The sequence below is a fragment of the Peribacillus simplex genome (assembly GCF_001578185.1).
Taxonomy (GTDB): Bacteria; Bacillota; Bacilli; order Bacillales; family DSM-1321; genus Peribacillus; species Peribacillus simplex_A.
Genome location: NZ_CP011008.1, coordinates 2021298 through 2040877, shown reverse-complemented (window position 1 = coordinate 2040877; position 19580 = coordinate 2021298). Strand labels below are relative to the sequence as shown.

The window sequence follows — 19580 nt, the reverse complement described above, 5'->3', positions numbered from 1 at the left end:
ACCTTTTTCATAAATCCCAAATTTTTCTTATTAACTGTGTAAACTGCTATAGAAACTACTGCGGCACACAAGCGTAATGACGGCGAACCGGAACTCTCCAACAGGAAATGAAGGATCCAGGTTTCATGTTAATTTTTCTTTGATAATTGCAAGGCATTTTTAATGCTTTTCAGTGATTTTGAGCTTCCGTACATCAAGACTCCACCACGATAGATTTTTGATCCGATTATACCAAGTAAAACAATGGTTAGGATCAACACTGAAATGCTGATGGCGATTTCCCAGAATGGAACATCAAGCATGCCTACGCGCAGGAACATGATCATAGGCGTGAAAAATGGAATGAATGATGTAATCGTAATATAATTGGCTGACGGATTCCCTAGTCCAAACATCGCAATCATGAAGGCAATGACAACTAACATGGTCATCGGTGAAATCATTTGCTGGACATCTTCAATTTTGCTGACAACGGACCCCAGACATGCAGCAAGAGTCGCATAAAGAAGATAACCAAGTAAAGCGAAGATGATTGCATAAATGATCGTAGAGATATTGATGTTGCCGAATCCAAAAAACGAGAAGAAACCTTCATCCATACCTGTCAAGTTTTGTTTAATCGAGAAATAACCCACGCAAAAAAATAAAAGCATTTGAGTAAGACTAAGCAAAGCTACCCCCATTATTTTGGCGAACATCTGCGTGACTGGCGGTACACTTGAAATCAGGATTTCCATGACCCGTGAAGTCTTTTCAGTAGCTACTTCCATTGCAATCATGGTTGCATACATCAACACACCGAAGTAAATGACGAATAAGAGCACATACACAAGACCGCGAGCTTGATTGAGGTCTTCTTCTGTTTTTGCATTTTTCTGAAGCGCAATCGTTTCATATGCTGGCGGCGTATTCAATTGTGCGATTTGCTGCTCTGTCAATTTCAATTCCTTCGCTGTTATTTGGCCCTTCAATTGGGTAAGCGCGAGAAGCAAATCATTACTTACCATTGAATCTGAAATTTGATTCGCTTTATACGTTCCCTTGAAGCCGAGGGTCTCATCCTTTTTGATCAATAGATACCCAACGATTTCTTCTTTGCTGACCATTTCCTCCGCTGCTTTTTCATCCTGGGCGGATATTACCGAAATGCCCTTGTTCACACCTGCTACCGCATTTTTATAAGAATCAAATATGCCATCTTTAGTCTGATCAATGACAGCAACCTTTTCCTGATCATCACTATCGAATGAATCTATAAGTTTCGAAATATTCGTAAGGACAAGAATCAAGGCCATCATAATGATTGTAGAAATGATAAAGGATTTCGTTTTTAATTTTGATAGATATGTATGGGAAAGGACAATCCAAAATTTATTCATAGACGGCACCTACTTTTTCAATGAAAATATCCGTAAGCGAAGGTTCTTCCAATTCAAATTTTCGAACGAAACCTCTTGGAACGAGATCACGAATCATGTTCTCAGCTACATCTTCACCAGTGACTTGAAGGATTTTCCCCTCCATCGTGTTCTTAATTTTTGTTACACCTGAATAAGTATCCAGGAAAGATAAATCAAAATCGGCTTTTATTGAAACATTCTTTTTACCAAAAGAACGCTTAATTTCTTTTAATTTTCCAGCCACAACCGGGGAACCTTTATGCATGATGCAAAGATGCTCACACATCTCCTCAACATGCTCCATGCGATGGCTCGAGAAAACGATCGTCGTGCCGCTGTCCCTTAAGTCGATGACCGCTTTCTTCAGTATTTCCACATTAACCGGATCCAGCCCGCTGAAGGGTTCGTCAAGGATAAGTAATTCAGGTTTATGAATCATGGAGGCGATCAGCTGGATTTTTTGCTGATTCCCCTTTGAAAGCTCTTCTACCCGCTTATCGATGTACTCGGGCACCATAAAGCGGTCTAGCCAATACTCCAACTCTTTCAAAGCATCCCGTTTGTTCATCCCTCTTAACCTAGCCAAATACACAATTTGATCGCGTACCTTCAGTTTTGGATAAAGCCCGCGTTCCTCTGGAAGATAGCCAATCAATGAGCTGGTCGTATAATCGATTTTCTTACCATCCCAAATCACTTCCCCTTCAGTGGGGTCAAGCAGGCCGAGTATCATCCGGAACGTTGTCGTTTTCCCCGCCCCGTTCCCACCTAAAAAACCGAACATTTCTTTCTCGGGGATCGTTAAATCAAGCTGATTGACAGCTGTGAAATCCCCGAATTTTTTCGTAACTTCTTTGATTTGTAAAGCCAATGTACAACCTCCTAATATATGATTCTATTCCATGTTAACGGAAAGGTTTTCCAATTTCAACTGCCGAGGTGATCTAAAGAACTCTTCTCCCCCACCATTATATGCAAAGTTCTAGAAACAAATTTTCACTATCTAGCCACTTGAAAAGAATTACAAATGCTTTTAGCATTTTGGGTTTGCTAAGTACTCAACAAGCATTTTTTCTGCGAATCTTAGTAAAAATACCCCTTTCCTCCGATAGGTGATATCAATGAGGATGCTTTCGATAGAATCAATTTTAAAGAAACCGCTCCATATAGGCTGACTTTTTTTATACGATTTATTAGCAGTAACCAACATATCCGTAACCGCCTCCGGATCAACCAACACAACTGCTTCATCAACGATTAAGAGGATTAACAAAACGGACCAAATGTGAAACCTCCACCGAATCCAAAACCGCCGTCACAACCTGACATATAGAATATCTCCTTTATTAAAAAGAGGAACTTAAGTGGGTTAAATCATCTTTCGTCCAATCAGGAAAGTGACATGACTTTCACAATTAAGTTTTGGTCAAGTTGACTATATGGACAGGGGGTTTCACACAGAAAATAGGGGATAACCTTTTGAACTATTCTTTCGCTTTAGTACATTTGGACTTTTGCTTCTTTTTAAAACAAACGATTCCAAAAGAGCGGATTGGGTACAATATGAACAGAACTGGTCCATAATAATATTTTGCCCAACAGTACATTAAATATTTTGAAACATAAGGAGGAAGTTTTTATGATTAATGAAAAAGTCGCATTGATATTAGAAGATAAAATTAACGTTATTAAAGGTGATGAAAAATCCATTTATTTAGTCGGACCTATCAAATTACCCGTTAACTTAGATGGCGAAACAACTATATTCCAATGGTACTGCTGGTTACGATGTGATAATATGGCAGGTCATTTTTGTAATGAAGGCTCTTATAATATAGAAAAGATCATTGAAACTTTAGCCTCTTCCAATTTAGCGGAAATGCAGCAATCCAGTGTGTTACTGTATGGAGATTTTCAAAATTCCGCGGATGCTCTTATCCGGATGCATAGCATTTGTCATACTGGCGATATATTTGGCAGCAAACGCTGTGATTGTGGCTTTCAACTAAAACATGCTATGAAAATGATTGCTGCTCAAGGAACCGGTGCTTTATTTTATTTAGCGAATCACGAAGGAAGAGGCATCGGATTATTTAGTAAAGCCATGGCTTATGTTCTGCAAGAAGAAGGATTGGATACGGTGGAAGCGAATTTAGAGCTCGGATTTGTGGATGATGCACGTAACTATGATGACGCCATTCGAGTGTTAAAAAAACTGCGCTCCAATCCAGTGACACTTATCACCAACAATCCGAGAAAATTAGAAGCCCTTCAAAAGTCAGGTGCCAATGTTGCAGGCAGAATTCCGTTATGGGGAGATACCTCCGAGTTTAATGAAAAATATTTAGAAACTAAAGTCGTACGTTCCGGTCATTTAAAAGATGTTAAACAAAATGAATGATTCATTTTTTTTTATGAAATTGGCTTTACCCCTTAAGGTAAAACCGAACTAATTCCCCTTGTTGGATATGTTTACCGAAGGTTTCCGAATCATTGGAATAAGAAAGCATTTTTTAGCGGGGGAACCACATGAATCATGAATATATTGTTAATAAAACGACTTGTTATGGAAATCAGACAACTGAATAAACTACGGGAAAACCAATTAATACAATCAATGAAAGAAATAACCTTAATTTAGTTTCCTTTTTCACTTTGCTCCCTCCTTTCACTATATTTATTCTGTGTTTTTAATATGCCTTCTTGCATTATTCGCACTCTTATATCTACGAATTATTATAGAGATTTTTAATGCTTATTGTTGAACAAAACAACCCCGTTAGCACAAAAATATACAGCGATCTTCTTATTGAAGAATCGCATCCGTTCGTACAATAAGAACTCCTTATTAGGTATAATAATTTTATATAACAATTTCCTCAATGATTGAACTGCCTTCAGTTACTCAGCGTCAAGCCATTTCCAATTTTAATATGGGCCTAATTCGCCCATCTGGTAAGACTTTTAGCAGTCGAAACACATTTCCTCCTAATTTCAATTTTGCTATTAACATGGTCATACCTTAACCTCTAAGCAACTATCCTCTTTTACAATTCCAATCAGTGTTCCTTGTATGATTTGTCCCCACTATATGTTACTGAGATTATATGTCCTTCATGGTTATATTTAAAAATAGTCCTTAAAGAAACTTCTCCGTTAGTCTCAAGTGGGCATTGTAACGGTATTGTCTTTGTGCTGTAATACCATATCTTAACATTATTAATATATATGATTAATATTATAGATATTTAGTTTTGTTATATTTAACTTGCTGTCCTAAGGGATAGTAATCATAAATATATAGGAGGAAAAGCTACGTGAAAAAAACCTCAAAAAAATTGATTTCAGTTGCCCTGACTCTAAGCATTGTGGGTGGGTATGGCAGTACTCTCTCTTTGGCAGCAGCTGATTCAAATCCAGATGTTAGTAAAGTGACCGTTACATTTAATGGCAATTCTACGAATTCTAAAGGATTCACTTGGTACACTTCACTGGATTCCAAGAACAGTGATTTACAGGTTGTGAAAAAGACGGGCGTTAAGAAGTCTGATTTTAAGAAAGCCTTAAAATTTTCAGGTACTCAAAACATTTCTACAAATTCTCAAAAAGAGTATGTACATAAAGCAGAAGCAACTGGACTTAAGGCAGATACTGAATACTACTACCGTGTTGGAGATGCATCATTAAACAATTGGAGTGAAGTAGGTACGTTTACAACAGCACCCAAAAATGGTTCTTTTACCTTTATTGACTTGACCGATACTCAAGCTAAAACGGAAGATGAGGCGATCCTTTCGTCCGAAACCATTTCAAAAGCTTTAGATACGGTCCCTAACGCCGAGTTCATGGTTCATAATGGCGACTTAGTTGACGATGGAGCCAAAGAGGAACAATGGGATTGGCTACTAGGGCACTCTCAGGAAAGCTTGCTAAACACGACGTTTGCACCATCCGCGGGGAATCACGAGGATGAAAGTTATGCTTTTATCGACCATTTTAACCTGGATGTGCCTGAAAACTCAGCTACCGAAACAGGTGCCTATTATTCTTACGATTACAGTAACGCTCACTTTGTTGTCCTCAATAGCAACGAGGATTCTGAGAAATATGCGAACTTTTCGGAAAATCAAATTGAATGGTTGAAAGAAGATGTAAAAGCAGCCAAAGCTAATGGATCTAAATGGGTTATTCTTAATATTCACAAGGGACCTTATACGACTTCTAACCATGCAACGGATGATGATATCATGGATCCGAACGGAGTGAGAAACCAGGTGGCACCACTCATGGCGGAGCTTGACATTGACTTTGTCCTTCAAGGACATGACCATATTTATGCACGTACGAAACCGATCACGAGTAATGGTACGGCTTCAGAAACTGAAAAAATTACGGAAACTAAAAAAGGACAAACAGTTGAATATACCGTTAATCCAGATGGCGCTATTTATTTGATCCCTGCAACAGCTGGACCAAAAGTATATTACAAAAATCAAGATCCCGTACTTGGAGAAGCTTTCTATAATCTTTTCGAAGTAGCCGATGAAAATCATTCAGCGATCTATGGCCCAGACCCAAGCAATAACACCCGTCCGGTACGCGGCCAAATTCAAAACTTCGTTGGTATCACCATGGATAAAGACAAACTGACTGCCGCAACTTATGAGATTGATCAAAACAAGAATAATGCAGAACCTTATATTATTGATCAATTTGGTATCATCAAGAAATAACAACTTTTAGAAAAGTCAACAAAGCATATTGTTAGGGAGATCTTCAGGGTCTCCCTTTCCTTTTGTTTCACCCCCATTATTTTTCTTCTGGGGACACGAGGGCGGAACTTCCATTTACCTCATTTCACTAAATTTTTGAACACATTGATCCTTGTTTAAAAGATGACCTGTGAGGGATTCGAACCACGATCCCTTCCCTTTCAATACTAATTCCATTGTAATATAAATAAAATTGTAACAACCAAACTTTTGGCGCTTCAATCGAGTATGGATTATATAAGGTGCCCAGAGCAGGATTCTCATACTCTTAACTTGCCTAGGTCTCACTTTACCAAGCACTCTACTATGAGTACACCTTTTTCTGCCTAGCTTTCGGTATGAGGACTTCCGTTGGGTATCCTGTCTGCCCCGGCTTCGATTTACTCTCGTAGTATCTCCCGTTAAAAGGGAATACACTTCCCAGATGTGACCAGCTTTTTCGTCATATTACAACAGCATATTTACCTTTCAAACATACTGAGGAGCGCTTAGCCACATCTATAATTGGGATTAAAATAGTTAAGATGGATTGTTTTATCCATGTTTATCATTTTAAAGGATTTTCATTAAATCCTTTTCCATAGAAGTATATTATATATCTACCGAAAAAAAATATAATCATTTTGGCGGTTCGTGCATATGCCAATTAAATTTATATGAGTTATTAAAAATAAGTTCAATATCTTTTCCAATCTTGGTATATTCTGTATTATTCATTCTAGCAGGTTCCACAGCATAACCTTTGTATGTTGGAAAGTCTTCTCCAGCAGTAGAATCTATAACTCCACTAAACAATACCAAGACTGTATTACTTTTTCTCACCATTTTTTACTCTCCGTCCTTATAATCCGGTTGGAAAAACATACTTTTTTCTTCTAATATACTTTCTATAGCACTTCTTTTACAGGGACTAATTCTCCATAGTCTTCTGAATCAACAACAGCTTCTTTATCAAAAATCATGTTTATTACCTCCATCTAGTATTTCTGTGATTGGTGCACTCTACCCTTAATTATTAAAAAAGTAATACTTGAAAGTTAATATTCTAGAAAAATATTCCTAAAAGGAAAAGAAAAGGAATATCGAATACGATATAATAAGGATATTAGCAAGATGATAAATCAAGAAGGAGCTCAGATAGACATAGTGTCACTGGGGTCATCTGTTTTCCCATTTACTCTAGGAGGTACATTTTGAAAGAATCTAAATCGAATAAAGGATGGTTAAGTTTGGGGGCAATCGGGTTATTTTTCCTGGGGAAAATGAAATGGTTGTTTGCGCTACTGAAAATAGCAAAAGTAGGTTCTCTGATTTCTATTTTCATGTCATTAGGAGCGTATGCCTTGGTTTACGGTTGGAAATTTGCCGTAGCCCTAGTCTATCTAATTTGCATCCATGAAATGGGGCATTTACTTGCTGCTAAGAGAAAAGGCATCAAAACATCCAATGCCATTTTCATCCCGTTTGTCGGAGCGTTAATTGCCCTTAAAGAAGAACCCAAGAATGCTAACCAAGAAGCTTATCTTGCCTTCGGAGGTCCTTTATTAGGTACATTAGCATTTCTACCAGCCATCCCCCTATTTATGATAACGGAAAATCCATTTTGGCTTTTAGTTATTACACTTGGAGCCATGATTAACCTATTTAATCTAATGCCTGTGCATCCTCTTGATGGAGGACGTATAGTGGGAGTCATCTCCACAAAGCTTTGGGTATTAGGGATTATCGGAATGGTTGTATATTTGTTTCTCCATCCAAATCCATTTTTAATTCTTTTCTTATTATTGGGTATTTCTAAGTGGTGGAAAGAATTCCGTATTGAGACAACTAGAAATCAAAGAGACAACATCATTGAATTGAATCAATTTGGTTTAAGGCAACTAGAACAATATGCAGGAGCAACAGATGAAGAAAAAATTCGCCTGGTTAATATTTGGAATATGGAATTAAGCCAACTACATGAAAAGGTTAACAACATGAAGAGTTGGCATATCCCGCTATTTGATGATAATAAGCTAAAAGAAAAACAGCTGACCGAGGTAAAATTAAATATTTATAGGTCCTTAATGGATACTGCTTATTCGAATGAATACCAGTACGGACCGAACAATTTTGAAAATATAGGCACGTATGAACGAATAAAAGCAATGTTCTTTAAAGAAGTGCAAGAACAAACTGAAATTAGGGATAAAGAGAAATCCTATTATTCATCGAGTCTCAAAACAAAAGTCATCTGGTTCTCATTATACATTGGGCTTGCCATTTTCTTAATGATAACAAGCTTATATGCAGGTGATTTGATGGAACAATATAAAACTTTATTACCTTAATACATTATGAAAGGGACCTCATTTATGAGTGTCCCCTTTGACTGTCCATTTATTTAGGCTTGTGAAACATTAATGGTTGATTATGTATAAATAAAAGAGACTACTTCTTGTACTCTCTTTTATTACACCCTATGATACATCTGTTAGTTCTACAAGAAAAGAATTCCATAGGTTAGTTTAACCTGATACCACGGTTACTATTGGTTCTTCACAAGAAATAACATCAATCGTGTGATTTAAGCAGGGAAACTGATAATGAATGTAATTTTCAGAGGGACATATATCTTCACGATCATTCTTGGCTATTTTTATAAAATCCAAGTACCTTGAATGTGTATATATCCGAAATAGCTCTCCCTTTGATATTTCAGAATTATCTATAGAATATGAAAAACATTCATCGATAACAGAATATGAAATATATGATTCAAATTCTAATTGCACCATAGGTAAATCGATTTTAAACGTGCTTCTATTAATAAGCAACCGTAATGAATTTTCTTTGGCTTCTATTATTTTTTCCAAATAAATATATCCTTTTTCTTTCATCAATCCATTAAAATCCACTTCATATCACTCAGTTCTTAATTTGACTATTTAAATTATACTTCATTTCCCAGTCGTCTTCTTGAACTATACTGCCTCGTTAGCCATTCATGAAGCGCAAAAATCAGCGCTTCACCACAGGGAATGAAAATTGGCCTCTATATCGATACTGTTTTAATGGCTTGCGAAGAAGGTCGTTGAACTATGGTGCCTTTGAGCCCATCCGTTATTCTGACTCCTGCGACAACGGTGTACCACCGACTGTCGCGCCCTTTATGGGTAGCACTGATGGGAGATTAATCCTTTTTTTGTCGTCGCGGGAGCCTCTACTTAATTTGTTATAATAGAAGGTTTTTGTTTAACGATTTACCAAACTCAATCAGATTACTCATAAGGCTCAGCCTTTTTTTAAAAAGCGTTTTTACTGGGTCTATTTTGTTGGGGTTTTTTCAAGATTTAGTTTAAAGTCGGGTCTCCATTTTCTTGGAGTACATTAATTTATTAGCATTTTATCTAATTCACGAATTTTATCATATGACTCCAATAGTTGTTCAGGTATTAATGTTCTCCCATATTCCCAAGCATTAGTTTCTATTTCAGATTTTAGCTTTTCTTTTTCTTCTTCGTGACCATACATTAAAATCCTTAAATCATGTTTGTTTTTCTTAAAATCTAAATAATAACCAAGCATACGATAAAGAATAATTTTAACAAAGTCTTCCTCAGTCACTTTAATTCTAATTTTCCCTTTATAACCGTTAACTTGAAGGTAATTGAATTTTATAGTATTGGTCGATACGTTATAACTCATAGGTGCACTTAGATTAATGTCAAATTCATAAACAATATCCAAATTGTTCTCATTTAATGTGTTATTAATTATCTTTTCGATATCGCTTATATAAATCATTTAACTATCACTTCCCTTTTAAAGACTTATCATTATAGTAGTAGATTAAGTTATTCTTCCTTTATCAATATAATAAACTGTTGAGATATTAAAATCACACAGTAAAAAAAGGAAATATTTACTATATAATACTAAAGTGGAGGGTACGTCCTACGAGAAGTGTAATTAATCCCTAATAGAACCCCTAATAGGAAAGGAATTTGCTTTAAATTACTCTTCCATACTTTCCTCCCTCTATTTATTTCACTTTAAAACTTTCTATCATTGATTGTAATTCTTCTTGAAATTGTTCTACCATCATTTTAAGTGAAGGCATTTTATTATACTTTTCAATCCAAGAAACATAATGAAGTGCTACATTATGCGCAATATCAAAGTAGGGGACAGGTTCGTTGTAACCACACACTCTCTGTGAGCTGAAAATTAATCTCTGAAGCCTTTCATTGATCGCCATTATTTTACATATTCTTATACGTCATGTTCAGAGCTTCCAAGAAGTATTCCAGTGCATGGTATTTGGTAGTATAGGTAATCCAACACATTATAGTAAATTGGATTTTACCGAAGAATATGATTATGTACCTTTTAAAGAAAAGCCAAAAATACGGTCTTATTTTTAACTTCCATCGTTAGCTGAATAAGCAAAAGGCCTTATCCAAAGTTCCTTGAAATATTAATTATTATAAATTATTGTCCCGTAATACGTTTTACTCCTTCTCTATCCAGAAAAAAGGCCCAAACCCCTGTTATATCAAGGATTTGAGCCTTTGTTAGTTGATGACCTGTGAGGGATTCAAACACGACCCCTTCCCTGCCAAAACTAATTCCATTGTAATATAAATAAAATTGTATCAACCAAACTTTTGGCGCTTAATCGAGTATGGATTATTTAAGGTGCCAAGAGCAGGATTCTCATACACTTGACTTGCCCAGGTCTCACTTTACCAAGTACTCTACTATGATAAATCCTTTTTCATAGAAGTATCTTATATAACTACCGAAAGAGAATATAATCATTTTTGCGGTTCGTGCATATCCCAATGAAATTTATATGAGTTATTAAAAATAAGTTCAATATATTTTTAAATTATGGTATTTGCTGTATTATACATTCTAGCAGGTACCACAGCATAGCCTTAGTATGTTGGAAAGTCTTCTCCAACAGTAGAATCTATAACTCCACTAAACAATACCAGGACTGTATTACTTTTTCTCACCGTTTTTCGCATTGCTAACCTCAGTTTTTTCATCCCTTTTTGTTCTCCTTCCCTATAATCCGGTTGGAAGAACATTCTTTTTTCTTCCAATATACTTTCTATTGCACTGCTTTTGCAGGGACTAAGTAAATATAGTGTCTAACTTTTTGGGTTCACCTCAGTATTCCAGACCTCTTTCATAATCACATCCGATGCGTGAATCAACTACCTTTTGGATTTATCTTTTATAGTTTTTGCTATTGCTAAAAAAATGATGTTAATATAGAAGTAGCTATTAAAAAAAATTATAGGAGTGAAGGACAATGAGTGTACATAAAGCCCTTACGTTACATGCTCAAAAACAAAATCAACTTTTTACTGAATTTTCCCTATTAGACCAACAACGTGAAGATTATATTCAAGGAGCTATAGAATTATGTAAGGCTGAAAAGGATTTTACAACAGACCATATTAATCAAATCACTATGCAAATCAATGTTCTTGCAAACCAAAGGCTAATACCTACTCGTAAATTAGTTACCCCAGAAATGGTTCATTCTTATGTGGAGTCATTAAAGTAAAATAATTTACTGATCTCTTAGTCGTAAGAAAAAGCGCCGAATATCGGTGTTAACCCTCGACCTCCTAATCAAATATTAAAGATAATTTATAGCCCTCAGAAATGAGGGCTTTTTTTCTTTTAATCTAATAAAAAGAGTTAATTTTGAAAAAATACTTTCGTTGGTTTTCTTGTAATTTATGTTGTTAGCTTGATGGGCATGCCATCAAAAAGCGAATTTACAACGCTAAGGAGTGTGTAAAAAATAACCGGTTTTCACCACGGTAAGGGTGTAACCGGTTATTATTACTATTATTGGTTGTTCCACGGTCGTAATGATTCTAAGGTAGTAACCCTTTTTTAATCAAATCGATACTCTAAAAGTTATATTTTGTTAACTTTGTTTCGCTATTTTATCACTAATCTCCGCAATGGATAAGCCAGATTTCTTTAAGCTTTTAATAGTCTCAACTCTTTCCACTGCTGCTTCTCGAGGGTAACGACGTGTTAAGTTTTCATCTAATTGTTCAAATGGAATTAAATTAGCTTCGGTATAATATTTTAATGTACTGTATCTCAAATCAGTTATTCGAGCCAGTTCACCGATAGATATATACTCAGATTTCAAAATATCTTCTAATGAACGTCTCCTTGACACTTAAATCCCCCCTTATGAACCTGCCGAAGCAGAAGCAATGATTGTAGTAATTGTGTGTGATAACGCATCAAGCATTGCAAAAATTTCTTTGTTAGCCGTATCATTGCGAAGCATAGATAATTTGTCATTAAGGTCTTCTTCCTCGAATTTACTGAAATAGTTCTTCAACATACGACTGCCTATTAACAAACTTGAAAGAACAACTGTATCGGTTGAAACTGGTCCCTCTTCTAATAATTCTGCACGAATTTGTTCTACAATTAATTTTTTAGCACCTTCACTGGGTATAAAGTGGTTGGATCGTCCTAATATGCCAGCATTTGTTTTGGAGACCAAATCCAATTCCACTAAAGAATCACCGACTGCGTTGAATAATTCCTTGAATAAATTTCGTTTAGTAACTATTCCTCTTGCTAATTTTTTCAGGGATATTGAATTATCTTCGGAAATCATATTATAGATTAAACCCAAATACCCTTTATTACTTGGTAAATCTTGTTTTAATGTCACTTGATTCTCCGAAAACGAAACAATATCTTCTGCTGTAAGTTCTAAAATTCCACTGGCAACCATAAAAGCACGAACTCTCATACTGCCAATAGCAGCAACACTGCCTTTATCATTTAGTGCTAATAATAAATACTTTTGCGAAATTTCCATATCCTTCATAAAAAACACCTCTCATTAGTTTTAGTCCAATTCAATAATGTTACTTACCGTTTATCACTTATTACTTACCACTTATTACTTATCACTTACTACTTATCACTTACTACTTATCACTTACTACTTATGATTTAAACTATGCATTTTATTTCTTTTTGTGTCAAGTAAATTTATTATTTGGGAGCAAAAAATGGGCTGTCTCAAAATCATTTTTTCACGATTTTGAGGCAGCCCCTTCTTTTTTGATATTAAGGCTTAGTGACAGGGCTCTTGCTGTAGACCGCAAAGTAAATTAGGAGAAATAATAAAACACCCCTATTTTTTTATTTCTTCAAGCTTCCTTCTATTGACTGCCCTATAGAAGGAGCATTGAGATATTCCAGTTGCTGAGACTACTCCTTTATAGAATATTCTTTACTATCATACATCCGTAGAGCAACAGTAAGCTTTTCTTTATCCAACTTGGGTCTACCTAATGGTTTTTGGTAATCGTATGCATTAGCATGGTAATAGGTTATTCAGCAATCGGGCCATATTGAGCTTTTATGGGCTTAAATTTAATTTCGGTAAAATAATAAAAAAAGGGCTAATTTATTAGTCCTTCCAGACTGTAGACAAACTCGATGAAAATCGAGTTTGTCTATTTTTTATGAGTTGTACAATTTGGCCGTTGATTTTCCACTCCAGGCACTCGCTTTCCGCGGGCGGTCGGGGAGCCTCCTCGGCTTTCGCCTGCGGGGTCTCCCCTAGACGCGCTTTTCCCGCAGGAGTCTCGTACCTTCCGTTCCAATCAACTTTGTCTTACCTTTTAGATAAACACTTTTGCCTGGAGTCATTTTTGTTTTAAAATAGAAGTATTAAAACTTGAGGTGATGAGGATGCTTTCTAAACATGATTCTATTCAGCGAGATCAACTTGAAATGATTACGTTAGATCAACTGGTGCCACCGAACCATTTGGTTCGTAAAATGGAGGCTGCCATTGACTTCACTTTCATTTATGACTTGGTGAAAGAGATGTATTCAGAGGTAGGACGCCCAAGATGTGAAAAATAGTAAAGGTAAAATACATCATTAATACGTTTTACTCCTTCTATATCCAGAAAAGAGACCCAAACCCCTGTGATATCAAGGATTTGAGCCTTTGGAAGTTGATGACCTGTGAGGGATTTGAACCCACGCCCCCTTCCCTGTCAAAGTCCGTGCCTCAATACAAAATCCCTATCCACGTTTTCACAGCCGTCGCTAGAATCAATAGAGCCAATATGACTTGCAGGACTTTTACATTCATTTTTTTACCGGCCATTGCCCCAAGCGGAGATGCTATTAAACTAGCAACAACCATGATCAATGCCGGATAGAAATCAACTTGCCCTGTTGAGATTTTCCCTGCTGTTGCACCAATGGATGAAATGAATGTGATTGCTAATGAAGACGCGATCGTAACCCTGGTTGGAATTCTTAAAACGATGAGCATGATGGGAACTAATAGAAAGCTCCCTCCAGCCCCGACTATTCCAGACCCTAATCCAACGATTAATGCAAGTATGGCCGCAAGCCATTTGTTAAAGGTAACTTGATCCAAGGGAATGTCATCTATGCCTTTCTTCGGAATGAACATCATGGCAGCCGCTATCAAAGCCAAAATGCCATAGACGATATTCACTCCGCCTTCCGACATCGATTGTGATCCAAAGCTTCCAACCACGCTTCCGATTAGAACGCTGATCCCCATATAGAATATGAGCGTTTTATTTAAATGTCCGCTCTTACGATAGCTCCATACACCTCCGATGGAAGCGAATAAGACTTGTACAGCACTTATCCCTGTCACATCATGGGCACTAAATGCCACTAAACCGAGGATGGGGGGAATAAACAGAAGCATTGGATAATTTATAATCGAGCCCCCGATGCCAAGCATTCCAGAAACATATGAACCTATAAAACCAATTAAAAAGATGGTAATGATAAAGGTGATATCCATTGTACCTGCCTCCCTTAAAAGAAGGGAACCCTGATGGTTCCCTTCTCTTTATCAGCCTTTCCTGATCCAAAATTTCAGTATATCATTTTCTTCTGCCGTTTCCACTAGTTCATGACCACCGGATCTTGACCAAGCCGCTAAGTCGGCTTTAGCTCCTTTATCGGTTACATGTATTTCCAGAACTTGTCCGGTTTGCAAATCATTCATCGCTTTTTTCGTCTTAACAATCGGCATTGGACATGCAAGTCCCCTAGAATCTAACACTTTATCTGACATCATTTTTCATCTCTCCTATTGGCTTCATTTTTTATCAGGTTTAGCGAACCGCACAACGATTTGGTCCGATTTCCATTTCGCGCTGTTTTTCATCATCGGGCTCGATTTTCCCCATATTGGTTTCGCGAATGTCTTGATAAGCATTCGGTTGAGGTGGTAAATTACCTGTTACCAGCTCTCTGAATTCTATTTCATCGGCAATGTTCATTCCATGATTTTCATCAAACAGCGTTCCCAACTTTTTAGCGACACTTCCGTCTTCATTCAATTCATCAATGATCATGAAATGTGATGGCAATACGATTAACTCGTCCGATAGTTCCCTATAACGTGTATACAGTGTTTCTCTCAAGTCCCCTACCCAATCTTCAGCCAATCCCGCTAAGTCCGGTCTGCCAATGGAATCGATGAATAGTATATCTCCGGAAAGCAGGTATTTTCCATCGACCACAAAAGATGTGGAGCCAATGGTGTGGCCAGGGGAGTATAATGCTTCGATATCAATCGCTGAATGACCGATTTTTATTACTTTACCGCTTTCTAATGGCTGATATTCAAAAGTTACCTCAGCTGCATCTTTTGGCGGCAGCCAGTAATCTGCATTTGTCCTTTCCGCTATTCGTCTTCCTCCTGAAATGTGATCGGCATGTAGGTGTGTATCTAGAACATGTGTAATTTTCACTCCGATACCATCGGCGAAATCAATGTAGGCATCAATCATTCTTGTGGAATCAATAACGGCTGCTTCACCATTGGAAACGACCATGTATGATAAACAGCCTTTACCAAGTCGAACAAATTGGTAAATTTCTCCGCCATTGGTCAACTCGCCGATTTTCACCGGTTCCAAATGTTCACTCCATGCTTTCATGCCACCCTTTAAATAAGAAACATTCAATCCAGCTTCAAAAAGCATCTCAGCTACCATAACGGATGAGCCTTCCTTTGCACATACAACCAGGATTTCCTTATGTGCCGGAATTTGATTGATGATTTCTTCGACGCCATCCAGTAAATCGAAGTAAGGGATATTAAGGAAATCAAAATTCTCCCCTTCCATTTTCCAATCGTTAAAATCACTTTCATTTCGAACATCCAAAATGAATAAGTCCGTTTTATTGATTACTTTCTTTGAAACCTCCGCCGCTGTCATTGGATTAACTGTCATCCTCTATACCCCCTATAGTATTTTACATTTCAAATTTTTTTACCTTAAAAGGATAAGGTTACATCAGCATCCTTAGCGAACTCTAAAAATGTGACCGCTCCACCCACTTCGACGCCATCAACGAAAGCTTCTTTTTCCAACCCCATAACATCCATAGTCATTTGACACCCAATAAACTTAACGTTCATTTCCTGTGCCATAGTAACTAACTCTGGTATGGAAGGAACATTAGCCTTTTTAAAGCCTTCGGCAAAATGATCTTTACCTTCAGGCATTGGCAGTTGTACATTTGCTTCTTTATGAATTAAGTTTAAGCCTTCGAAAGTAAAGAAAATGGCCACTTCTTGATCTGTTGCTGCCGCTGCCGTTGCGATGTTAAACACTTTATATGCATCAAATAACCCACCATTACTTGCGATTATAGCCACTTTTTTAGACATGATATATTCCTCCTTTTTAGTCTCTGTTATTCATTCACTGATTTTTGGGCAGGACCATTCCACTGGCTCATGCCAGGTTCAACATTGAATACCTGTTCAAATCCAGCTGCCGTCAGTTTTTGTGCAGCCAGATCACTTCGGCTGCCAGTGCGGCAAATCACGAAAATCTCGGACTCTTTATCCAATTCACGCATACGTTGTTCCAATTCACCCATCGGGAGGGATTTAGCTGTTGAAATATGATTGAAAGCATACTCTGCCGCTTCTCGTACATCAAGGATGATCGTGTTTTGATTTTCTTCGATTTTTTGAAGAAGGCCGTCATTTGAAATGACTTTTTGATGCTTCTTCTCTTGTTGCTCTTCTCCGCCTGCTTTCCGAAGATAATGTTTTAGTGCGGTCCCTCCTTCAACCGTACCCAAATATTGATGACCTGTACTTTCGGCCCAGGCTTTCATATCGGCAGTTGACCCTTTATCAGTCGCTTGAACTTCAAGCACTTCCCCTGCTGCCAGGCCATGCATGGCTTTTTTCGTTTTTACGATTGGCATTGGGCAAGCTAAACCTTTAGCATCCAAAACGGAATTTGTTTTAATCATTTTATTTCCTCCTTGTGTTTTTTATAGGGATGGGGGTATATTTAGCTTTAAAAATTATTCTATGGGACCTTCCCATTCATTCATGCCGCCCACCATGTTCAACACTTTATATCCATGATCCTCAAGTAACTGCGCTGCCCTTGAACTTCTGCCCCCTGACCGGCAGACCATGATATACTCTTTTGATTTATCCAGATCCTGCATTCTAAATTCCACTAGACCCAACGGGATGTTCAAAGCATTTGGTATTTTCCCTGCCTTTACTTCATCCACCTCCCGTACATCAATAATATAAACTGGCGAGTTTCCCTTCAATAATGCACTCACTTCATTCGGTAAAATTTCTTTCATCTTTATAATATCCTCCTTTTATTCGCGCCAAGAACTCATGCCGCCTTTTACGTTGGTGATTTCATTAAATCCGAGTTTTTTTAAAGCTTTACATGCATTACTGCTCCGCATCCCGCTTTGGCAAATCACAACAACTTCTTTATCTTTTGAAAGTTCTTGTGCCCTTTTGCCAAGTTCGTTTAAAGGTATATTTTTAAAGACCTTAATATGATTGCCCCTAAATTCATTAGGAGTACGGACATCAATGAATTGCTTACTTCCTTTGTTATTCAACGCCGTTTTTAACTCCGCCGCTTTTATATTTTTTATGCCCTTTGCCGGAACAAATCGCTGATATAAAAACCAAACGATGACACCCAATATGATGATATTAAATATAGTTCCCATTTGAACTCATCCCTCCGGTACCCCAATTTATATAAATAAGTTTACATTTCCATCCTCTGCTTCGGCTAAATAAGCCGCTACACCTGCATATTCTATTCCATCCATTAATTCCTCTTGCTGCAAGCCCAATAAATCCATCGTCATCGTACAGGCAATCAATTTCACATCTTGTTCTTGGGCCAACTCAATTAAATTCGGGAGTGACATGGCATTATGTTTTTTCATCACGTGCTTGATCATTTTCGGCCCCATTCCAGCAAAGTTCATGTTGGATAGACCCATTTTATCAGAACCACGGGGCATCATTTTCGCAAACATTTTTTCAAGAAAGCCTTTTTTTAATGACAGCGGCTCATCTTTCCTTAAAGCATTCAATCCCCAGAATGTATGGAAAATGGTCACTTCATGATCGTAGGCTGCGGCACCATTTGCGATGATATAAGCAGCCATTGCCTTATCATAATCACCACTAAATAAAATGATCGTCGTTCTTCTCTTTTCAGTCATATATTTTTCCCCCTAAGCCTATTTCAATTACCTGTATAGGTATATAATCCGTAAAAAAACATTCATTTCTATATACCGTATAGGGTATATAGAAATGACGAAAAATACTATTGGTCAACCCTCTTTAAATAGAATTTTCTATTCTTCATAAATTTTTTTATTTAATTGGGCCATGATTGATTTGAGTCAAACCTTCATTTACTACTAATATTTTCCCATTAACCTCCTCTATGCCAAAACCTTTTAAACGTGCTGTGTGCATAGTCAAGTACTTACAGGCTGATTCCCTTGACTCAAACAGATATATGCCACCAGCTTCCTTCGCTTCCCGATCTTCGGTCCAAATCTTCCAGATCACACCGTCTTCATCATTGATGCTTTTAGCTAAACCAGCAAACCCTTCCACCATCTCGTGACCAAATGGCCCTTCCATTTTAAAATCAACTTGTAATATATAAGCCATGAATAACTCTCTCCTTTTTTAGGTCAGGTGCTCTTTTACCTGCTTTTAATCAATAACTCAACGGCTTCCTTGACAAAATGTTCAGTGCCTTCACCTTTTTCGACATTTTCCCGAACGCATTGTTCTAGATTGACACTTACGATAACGCCCATGCTTCTATCGATGGCATTACGTGCAGCAGCTAACTGAGTGATGATTTCCCTGCAACCTTTCCCCTGCTCCATCATTCCAATAACTCCCTTGATTTGTCCTTCAATCCGCTTCAAGCGATTAAGGACACTTTTATCATATTCCATATTCTGCCCACCCATCTATTTACAAACACAATCACTGAGTCACATAACTGGTTACCTTAATTCCTGTTCC

At 37.3% G+C, this 19580-nt stretch carries 21 protein-coding genes and 2 pseudogenes; 5 read left to right on the top strand and 18 right to left on the bottom strand.

The genetic code is table 11. The annotated features are described in order from the left end of the window. Positions 1–128 precede the first annotated feature (128 nt). Complete coding sequence (locus UP17_RS09620; protein ID WP_061462807.1) at positions 129–1379, bottom strand: ABC transporter permease; 1251 nt, start codon at positions 1377–1379, stop codon at positions 129–131. Then, positions 1372–2271 (bottom strand): ABC transporter ATP-binding protein, encoded by a 900-nt coding sequence (locus tag UP17_RS09615; RefSeq protein ID WP_061462806.1) that lies wholly within the window; start codon positions 2269–2271, stop codon positions 1372–1374. Before UP17_RS09615 ends, UP17_RS09620 begins: the two co-directional genes overlap by 8 nt. 768 nt (positions 2272–3039) lie before the next feature. On the opposite strand from UP17_RS09615, the gene UP17_RS09605 reads away from it, so the two are divergent. Both UP17_RS09605 and UP17_RS09600 read left to right on the top strand, forming a co-directional pair. Next, positions 3040–3801, top strand: coding sequence for a GTP cyclohydrolase II (locus UP17_RS09605; RefSeq protein ID WP_061462804.1), 762 nt, complete (start codon positions 3040–3042; stop codon positions 3799–3801). Positions 3802–4717: 916 nt separating this feature from the next. Beyond that, positions 4718–6133 (top strand): purple acid phosphatase family protein, encoded by a 1416-nt coding sequence (locus tag UP17_RS09600; RefSeq protein WP_155727288.1) that lies wholly within the window; start codon positions 4718–4720, stop codon positions 6131–6133. Between the two features lie 657 nt (positions 6134–6790). Here the strand turns inward: UP17_RS09600 and UP17_RS09595 are convergent. Continuing rightward, a complete protein-coding gene (locus UP17_RS09595) occupies positions 6791–6997 on the bottom strand; it encodes a hypothetical protein (RefSeq protein WP_061462802.1) in 207 nt (68 codons plus the stop codon). 437 nt (positions 6998–7434) lie between these two features. Between UP17_RS09595 and UP17_RS09590 the strand changes: the two genes are divergently transcribed. Continuing rightward, complete coding sequence (locus tag UP17_RS09590) at positions 7435–8502, top strand: site-2 protease family protein (protein ID WP_434218696.1); 1068 nt, start codon at positions 7435–7437, stop codon at positions 8500–8502. A 177-nt stretch (positions 8503–8679) separates the two neighbouring features. On the opposite strand, the gene UP17_RS09585 is transcribed toward UP17_RS09590, so the two are convergent. Together UP17_RS09585 and UP17_RS09580 are read right to left on the bottom strand one after the other, a co-directional pair. Then, positions 8680–9051 (bottom strand): hypothetical protein, encoded by a 372-nt coding sequence (locus UP17_RS09585; RefSeq protein WP_061462800.1) that lies wholly within the window; start codon positions 9049–9051, stop codon positions 8680–8682. Between the two features lie 490 nt (positions 9052–9541). Beyond that, positions 9542–9958, bottom strand: a complete 417-nt coding sequence (locus tag UP17_RS09580; RefSeq protein WP_061462799.1) for a hypothetical protein — start codon at positions 9956–9958, stop codon at positions 9542–9544. A 1519-nt stretch (positions 9959–11477) separates the two neighbouring features. On the opposite strand from UP17_RS09580, the gene UP17_RS09570 reads away from it, so the two are divergent. Continuing rightward, the gene (locus UP17_RS09570) at positions 11478–11735 is read left to right on the top strand and encodes a DUF2533 family protein (RefSeq protein WP_061462797.1); all 258 of its coding nucleotides are present in this window, start codon (positions 11478–11480) and stop codon (positions 11733–11735) included. 372 nt (positions 11736–12107) lie between these two features. On the opposite strand, the gene UP17_RS09565 is transcribed toward UP17_RS09570, so the two are convergent. The 3 genes and pseudogenes from UP17_RS09565 to UP17_RS28695 form a co-directional block, all read right to left on the bottom strand. After that, on the bottom strand, positions 12108–12371 hold the full coding sequence (locus tag UP17_RS09565; protein WP_061462796.1) for a MerR family transcriptional regulator: 264 nt from the start codon (positions 12369–12371) through the stop codon (positions 12108–12110). A 12-nt stretch (positions 12372–12383) separates the two neighbouring features. Continuing rightward, complete coding sequence (locus tag UP17_RS09560; RefSeq protein ID WP_061462795.1) at positions 12384–13040, bottom strand: GPP34 family phosphoprotein; 657 nt, start codon at positions 13038–13040, stop codon at positions 12384–12386. A 312-nt stretch (positions 13041–13352) separates the two neighbouring features. Next, positions 13353–13519 (bottom strand): annotated as a pseudogene (locus UP17_RS28695) (recombinase family protein); the annotation flags it as partial. 396 nt (positions 13520–13915) lie between these two features. Here UP17_RS28695 and UP17_RS27480 point away from each other — a divergent pair. Continuing rightward, positions 13916–14077, top strand: a pseudogene (locus tag UP17_RS27480) (IS5/IS1182 family transposase); the annotation flags it as partial. A 166-nt stretch (positions 14078–14243) separates the two neighbouring features. Here UP17_RS27480 and UP17_RS09555 read toward each other — a convergent pair. The 10 genes from UP17_RS09555 to UP17_RS09510 form a co-directional block, all read right to left on the bottom strand. Then, the gene (locus tag UP17_RS09555; RefSeq protein ID WP_061462794.1) at positions 14244–15023 is read right to left on the bottom strand and encodes a sulfite exporter TauE/SafE family protein; all 780 of its coding nucleotides are present in this window, start codon (positions 15021–15023) and stop codon (positions 14244–14246) included. Positions 15024–15074: 51 nt separating this feature from the next. Further along, entirely contained in the window at positions 15075–15302 is a 228-nt protein-coding gene (locus UP17_RS09550; RefSeq protein WP_061462793.1) for a sulfurtransferase TusA family protein, read from the bottom strand. Between the two features lie 37 nt (positions 15303–15339). Continuing rightward, the gene (locus UP17_RS09545) at positions 15340–16467 is read right to left on the bottom strand and encodes an MBL fold metallo-hydrolase (protein ID WP_061462792.1); all 1128 of its coding nucleotides are present in this window, start codon (positions 16465–16467) and stop codon (positions 15340–15342) included. A gap of 44 nt (positions 16468–16511) precedes the next feature. Then, positions 16512–16907: a DsrE/DsrF/DrsH-like family protein gene (locus UP17_RS09540; protein WP_061462791.1), complete on the bottom strand. Its 396-nt coding sequence runs from the start codon at positions 16905–16907 to the stop codon at positions 16512–16514. 26 nt (positions 16908–16933) lie between these two features. Further along, complete coding sequence (locus tag UP17_RS09535) at positions 16934–17506, bottom strand: sulfurtransferase TusA family protein (protein ID WP_061462790.1); 573 nt, start codon at positions 17504–17506, stop codon at positions 16934–16936. Positions 17507–17560: 54 nt separating this feature from the next. Next, positions 17561–17857, bottom strand: coding sequence for a rhodanese-like domain-containing protein (locus tag UP17_RS09530; protein WP_061462788.1), 297 nt, complete (start codon positions 17855–17857; stop codon positions 17561–17563). Positions 17858–17875: 18 nt separating this feature from the next. Next, the gene (locus tag UP17_RS09525; RefSeq protein WP_061462786.1) at positions 17876–18244 is read right to left on the bottom strand and encodes a rhodanese-like domain-containing protein; all 369 of its coding nucleotides are present in this window, start codon (positions 18242–18244) and stop codon (positions 17876–17878) included. 27 nt (positions 18245–18271) lie between these two features. Next, positions 18272–18751, bottom strand: a complete 480-nt coding sequence (locus UP17_RS09520; protein ID WP_061462784.1) for a DsrE/DsrF/DrsH-like family protein — start codon at positions 18749–18751, stop codon at positions 18272–18274. Between the two features lie 157 nt (positions 18752–18908). Continuing rightward, complete coding sequence (locus tag UP17_RS09515; RefSeq protein WP_061462782.1) at positions 18909–19214, bottom strand: monooxygenase; 306 nt, start codon at positions 19212–19214, stop codon at positions 18909–18911. Between the two features lie 35 nt (positions 19215–19249). After that, on the bottom strand, positions 19250–19510 hold the full coding sequence (locus tag UP17_RS09510; RefSeq protein ID WP_061462780.1) for a metal-sensitive transcriptional regulator: 261 nt from the start codon (positions 19508–19510) through the stop codon (positions 19250–19252). Between the last annotated feature and the right edge of the window lie 70 nt (positions 19511–19580).